2 protein-coding genes are annotated in these 6616 nt (G+C 72.4%); both read right to left on the bottom strand.

The window, feature by feature from the left end:
- Positions 1–399: 399 nt before the first annotated feature.
- Positions 400–1863 (bottom strand): glutamate synthase subunit beta, encoded by a 1464-nt coding sequence (locus tag AC0CYZ_RS14715; protein ID WP_472216564.1) that lies wholly within the window; start codon positions 1861–1863, stop codon positions 400–402.
- Complete coding sequence (gltB, locus tag AC0CYZ_RS14710) at positions 1856–6487, bottom strand: glutamate synthase large subunit (protein WP_472216562.1); 4632 nt, start codon at positions 6485–6487, stop codon at positions 1856–1858. The genes AC0CYZ_RS14715 and gltB overlap by 8 nt, the downstream gene beginning before the upstream one ends.
- Between the last annotated feature and the right edge of the window lie 129 nt (positions 6488–6616).

Here is a 6616-nt window from a genome sequence, read left to right as displayed (position 1 = left end):
GGTGCCCGTTCCGCCGAGCCACGGACCGCGAGAGCCGCATGACGAGACGCACCGGGGCCGCGGTTTGGGGCTCGGCGCCGATCGACCGGACACCGCGACGGAATGGGCCACGGCGGTGGCGGATGCACGGTCACCGTGGCGCTCGGCGCAGCCGCGCTCGTCCCCGGACCCCGGCCTGCAGCTGATCAACAGCACGCTGGGCAGGTCAGACCGTGATCGACTCGCCTGGTGTGCTGATGATCAACCAGCTAGGGCGGGCCAGGCGCACGCTCCGACCCGCCCCGACCCGAGGGGCACACCACGCCGGTCCGACCATGATCAAACCTGCGTGGCGTGCTGTTGATCAACGGGGGGGCAGCAGCGGGGCGGCGGGGGGCACGGAAACGCACGCACGCGCCGTCAGGCGAAGGCGCGGTCCCCCGGATTGATCGGCCGCGGCAGGACGTCGCGGCCGGTCAGCTTCTCGTCGACCCCCGCCGCGGCGGACCGGCCCTCGGCGATCGCCCAGACGATGAGCGACTGCCCGCGGCCCGCGTCGCCGGCCACGAACACGCCCGGCACCGTCGTCTCGTAGGACGCGTCGCGGCGCACGTTGCCGCGGTCGTCGTACTCCACGCCCAGTGCGTCGAGCAGGCCGTCGCGCTGCGGTCCGAGGAAGCCCATCGCGAGGAAGACCAGGTCGGCCTCGAGCTCGCGCTCGGAGTCCTCCACCGGCTCGAACTTCCCGCCGACGCGCTGCACGTCCACCAGCTTCAGCGCCCGCAGCCCGCCGTGCCCGTCGTCGAGGAACTCCTCGGTGTTGACCGAGAACAGCCGCTCGCCGCCCTCCTCGTGGGCCGAGGAGACGCGGTAGATCGCCGGGTAGGTCGGCCACGGGTTCGTCGCGGGCCGCTCCGACGGCGGGATCGGCATGATCTCGAGCTGGGTGACCGACGCGGCGCCCTGGCGGTGGGCGGTCCCGACGCAGTCCGCGCCGGTGTCGCCGCCGCCGATCACGACGACGTGCTTGCCCTCGGCGTCGATGTCGGAGCGGGAGTAGTCGCCCTGCTGCACCCGGTTCGACGGCGGCAGGTACTCCATCGCCTGGTGGACGCCGGAGAGCTCGCGGCCCGGGATCGGCAGGTCGCGCCAGGCGGTGGCCCCGACGGCGAGGACGACCGCGTCGAAGCGCGACCGCAGGTCCTCGACGGAGACGTCGTGCGGGCCCGTCCCGCCCACCTCGACCCCGGCGACGAAGTGCGTGCCCTCGGCCGCCATCTGCTCGAGCCGGCGGTCGAGGCGGCGCTTCTCCATCTTGAACTCGGGGATGCCGTAGCGGAGCAGGCCGCCGATGCGGTCGGCGCGCTCGTACACCGTGACGTCGTGGCCGGCGCGGGTGAGCTGCTGGGCGGCCGCGAGCCCCGAGGGCCCGGACCCGATGACCGCGACGCGGTGCCCGGTCCGCGTCTCGGCGGGCTGCGGGCGGACCCAGCCCTCCTCCCACGCGCGGTCGATGATCTCGATCTCGACCTGCTTGATCGTCACCGGGTCGTTGTTGATGCCCAGCACGCATGCCGCCTCGCACGGGGCGGGGCACAGCGTCCCGGTGAACTCCGGGAAGTTGTTGGTGGCGTGCAGGCGCTCGATGGCCTCCGACCAGTCGTCGCGCCACACCAGGTCGTTCCACTCCGGGATCATGTTCCCGAGCGGGCAGCCCTGGTGGCAGAACGGGATGCCGCAGTCCATGCAGCGCCCGGCCTGCTTCTTGAGCGTGGTCTCGTTGAGCTCCTCGTAGACCTCGTGCCAGTCACGCAGGCGCAGGTCCACGGGCCGCCGGCGGGGCAGCTCGCGGCCGGTCGAGAGGAAACCCCGGGGGTCAGCCACGAGCGGCCTCCATGATCGCGTCGTTCACGTCCCGCCCGTCGCGCTCGGCGTCGGCGGTGGCTTCCAGGACCCGCTTGAAGTCCACCGGCATCACCTTGGTGAACCGCATCGAGGCGGACTCCCAGTCGGTGAGCAGCCGGTGGGCCACGGCGGAGTCGGTGGCGGCGTAGTGCTTCTCCACGAGGCCGCGCAGTTCGTCGAGATCGGAGACGCTCGGCACCTCGAGCTCGACCATCTGGTGGTTCACGCGGTTCTCGGCGAGGTCGAGCACGTACGCGACCCCGCCGGACATGCCGGCCGCGAAGTTCCGGCCGATGCCGCCGAGGATCACCGCGCGGCCGCCGGTCATGTACTCGCAGCCGTGGTCGCCGACGCCCTCGACGACCGCGTGCGCCCCGGAGTTCCGGACGCAGAACCGCTCGCCGACCTTGCCCCGCAGGTAGATCTCGCCGGCGGTGGCGCCGTAGGCGATGACGTTGCCCGCGACGATGTTCTCCTCCGCGGTGAGCGGCGCCTCGGGGTGCGGGCGCACCGTGATCCGCCCGCCGGACAGCCCCTTGCCGCAGTAGTCGTTGGTGTCGCCGACCAGCCGCAGCGTGACGCCGCGGGGCAGGAAGGCGCCGAAGGACTGGCCCCCGGACCCGGTGAAGGTGACGTCGATGGTGTCGTCGGGCAGGCCCTTCCCACCCCAGCGCTTGGTCACCTCGGAGCCGAGCATGGTCCCGACGGTGCGGTTGACGTTGCGCACCGGCAGCTCCAGGTGCACCGGCGACCCGTCGGCGATGGCACCTTCGGCGAGCTGGATCAGCGTGTGGTCCAGCGCCTTCTCGAGGCCGTGGTCCTGCGGCTTCGACCGGTACAGCGTCTGCTCGGCGAAGGCCCCCGAGAGCTCGGGGCGGTGCAGGATCGACGACAGGTCGAGGCCCTCGGCCTTCCAGTGCGACTCGGCGGCCCGGGTGTCGAGGACCTCGGTGTGCCCGATGGCCTCGGCCAGCGAGCGGAACCCGAGCGCCGCGAGGTGCTCGCGCACCTCCTGGGCGACGAACTCCATGAACGCCACGACGTACTCGGCCTTGCCGTTGAACTTCGCCCGCAGCACGGGGCTCTGCGTCGCGACGCCGACCGGACAGGTGTCGAGGTGGCAGACCCGCATCATGATGCAGCCGCTGACCACCAGCGGGGCGGTCGCGAAGCCGTACTCCTCGGCCCCGAGCAGCGCGGCGATCATCACGTCGCGGCCGGTCTTCAGCTGGCCGTCGGTCTGCACGACGATGCGGTCGCGCAGCCCGTTGAGCAGCAGCGTCTGCTGGGTCTCGGCGAGGCCGAGCTCCCACGGCCCGCCCGCGTGCTTGATCGACGACAGCGGTGAGGCGCCCGTGCCGCCGTCGTGGCCGGAGATCAGCACGACGTCGGCCTTCGCCTTCGACACGCCCGCGGCCACCGTCCCGACCCCGACCTGCGAGACCAGCTTGACGTGGATCCGCGCCGCCGGGTTCGCGTTCTTGAGGTCGTGGATGAGCTGGGCGATGTCCTCGATCGAGTAGATGTCGTGGTGCGGCGGCGGGCTGATCAGGCCCACGCCCGGCGTCGAGAACCGGGTCTTCGCGATCCAGGGGTAGACCTTGTGGCCGGGCAGCTGCCCGCCCTCGCCGGGCTTGGCGCCCTGCGCGATCTTGATCTGGATGTCGTCGGCGTTGACCAGGTACTCGCTGGTCACCCCGAAGCGCCCGGACGCGACCTGCTTGACCGCCGAGCGGCGCGAGTCGCCGTTGGCGTCGCGGGTGAAGCGGTCCGGGTCCTCGCCGCCCTCGCCGGTGTTGGAGCGCCCGCCGAGGCGGTTCATCGCGATCGCGAGGACCTCGTGCATCTCCTGGGAGATCGAGCCGTAGGAGATCGCGCCGGTGTTGAACCGCTTGACGATCTCGGAGACCGGCTCCACCTCGTCGATCGGCACCGGCTCGCGGTCGTGGTCGAAGTCGAACAACCCGCGCAGCGTCAGCAGCGCCGAGCTCTGCTCGTCGACGGCGCGGGTGTACTCCTTGAAGACGTCGTAGTTCTGGGTGCGCGTGGAGTGCTGCAGCTTGAACACGGTGTGCGGGTTGAACACGTGCAGCTCGCCCTCGCGGCGCCACTGGTACTCGCCGCCCACGGCGAGCTCGCGGTGGTTGGCGCGCACCCCGTCCGCCGGCCAGGCCAGCCGGTGGCGGATCGCGACCTCCTCGGCGAGGACGTCGTAGCCGACGCCGCCCAGGCGCGAGGTGGTGCCGGCGAAGCAGTCGGCGACGACCTCCTCGCCCAGCCCGATGGCCTCGAAGATCTGCGCACCGATGTACGACGCGACCGTCGAGACCCCCATCTTGCTCATCACCTTGCGCACGCCCTTGGCCAGCGCCTCGACGACGTTGCGGGTGGCGGTGGGCACGCCCACGCCGGTGATGACGCCGCGGTCGATGAGGTCGGCGACGGAGTCGAGCGCGAGGTAGGGGTTCACCGCGGAGGCGCCGTAGCCGAGCAGCAGCGCCACGTGGTGGGTCTCGCGGACGTCGCCGGCCTCGACGACGATGTCGGTCCGGGTCCGCGTCTTCTCCCGCACCAGGTGCTGGTGCACCGCGCCGGTGAGCAGCAGCGTCGGGATCGGCGCGAACTCCGCGTCGGAGTGGCGGTCCGTGAGCACGATGATCCGGGCGCCGTCGGCGACCGCCGCGGAGACCTCCTCGCGGATCTCGGTCAGCCGCGCCGCGAGCGCCTCCCCGCCGCCGGACACCCGGAAGAGCCCGGAGACGACGTGCGGGGCGAACCCGGGCAGGTCGCCGTCGTCGTTGATGCCGACGATCTGGGCGAGCTCGTCGTCGTCGATGACCGGCAGCGGCAGCACGACCCGGCGGCACGAGGCCGGCGAGACCTCGAGCAGGTTGGTCTCCGAGCCCAGCGAGACCTGCAGCGAGGTGACGAGCTCCTCGCGGTAGGCGTCCAGGGGCGGGTTCGTGACCTGCGCGAAGAGCTGGATGAAGTAGTCGAACAGCGACCGGCTGCGCGCGGAGAAGGCCGCGAGCGGCGCGTCGTTGCCCATCGAGCCGGTGGCCTCGCCCGCGCCGGTGGCCATCGGGCGCAGCAGCAGCGTCAGCTCCTCGCCGGTGTAGCCGAAGGTCTGCTGGCGGCGCACGAGGACGTCGCGGTCGAACGGCACGCGGTCGCGCGAGGGCAGGTCGGGCAGGTCGATCATCCCGGCGTGCAGCCACTCCTCGTAGGGGTGCTCGGCGGCGAGGGCGCCCTTGATCTCGTCGTCGTCGACGATGCGGCGGCCCACGGTGTCGACGAGGAACATGCGGCCGGGCTCGAGCCGGCCCTTGCGCACGACCGCGGCGGGGTCGATCTCGAGGACGCCGACCTCGGACCCGAGCACGACCAGGCCGTCCTCGGTGACCCAGTACCGCGCCGGGCGCAGGCCGTTGCGGTCGAGCACCGCGCCGATCACCGAGCCGTCGGTGAACGCGGCGAGGGCCGGGCCGTCCCAGGCCTCCATGATCGTCGAGTGGTAGCGGTAGAACGCGCGGCGGGCCGCGTCCATCTCGGTGTGGTTCTCCCACGCCTCCGGGATCATCATCAGCACCGCGTGCGGCAGTGACCGCCCGGCCAGGTGCAGCAGCTCGAGCACCTCGTCGAAGCTCGCCGAGTCGCTGGCGTCGGGCGTGACGATCGGGAAGATGCGGTCGAGGTCGCGCTCGGTGAAGGCGCCGGTGGAGAGCATCGACTCGCGCGCCCGCATCCAGTTGCGGTTGCCCCGCAGGGTGTTGATCTCGCCGTTGTGGGCCAGGTAGCGGTAGGGGTGCGCGAGGTCCCAGGCCGGGAACGTGTTCGTCGAGAACCGGCTGTGCACCAGCGCGAGCGAGCTGGTGGTGCGCGCGTCGCGCAGGTCGGCGTAGAAGGGCGCGAGCTGGCCCTCGGCGAGCATGCCCTTGTAGACGATCGTGCGGCCGGACAGCGAGGGGAAGTAGGCCGTGCACCCGGCCGCGCGGGTCTCGTGCTCCACGCGCTTGCGCAGCGCGAAGGCCCGCCGCTCGAGGGTGAGCACGATGCCTGCGTCGTCGTCGCCGCTGTTCGGGGTGTCGACGACGGTCCTGACGTGGTCGGGCAGGCCGACGAAGAGCTGGGCGAAGCGCGGCATGACCTCGCGCGCCGTGGGGCCGATGCCCGCCCCGTCGGGGTCGGTCGGCAGCTCGCGCCAGGTGAGGAGCTCGAGGCCCTCCTCGTCGGCGAGGCGCTCGACGATCGCGCGGGCCTCGGCGTCCCCGTCGTCGTCGGTGGGCAGGAACGCCACCCCCGCGGCGTAGCGCCCGACCGGGGGGAGCTCCACGCCCTGCTCGGCGAGCAGCGGGCGGAACAGGTCGTCCGGGAGCTGGATGAGGATGCCGGCGCCGTCGCCGGTCTCCGGCTCGGCCCCGCGGGCCCCGCGGTGCTCGAGGTTGATTAAGGCGGTGAGGCCCTTGGCGACGATGTCGTGCCCGCGGCGGCCCGCGATGTCGGCGACGAACGAGACACCGCAGGCGTCGTGCTCGTACGCGGGGTCGTAGAGGCCCTGGGCCTGCGGACCGGTGCTGCTGGTGCCGGTGGCGGTGGTGGCCACGTGCCCCTCCCGTCGTCGACGAAGTGGTGGTGGGTCCGCGTCGACCCTCGGCCGGACGGCCGAGCACCGGTGCGGATCGCGGTGGAACTGCGTGGTCCCGGTGGACGTCCGGGGGTCGGCGGGCGGCGG

It is taken from the genome of Actinomycetospora sp. (genome assembly GCF_055612215.1).
Note: the sequence above shows the minus strand (reverse complement) of the source record. Positions and strands in the feature narration are given on the sequence as shown.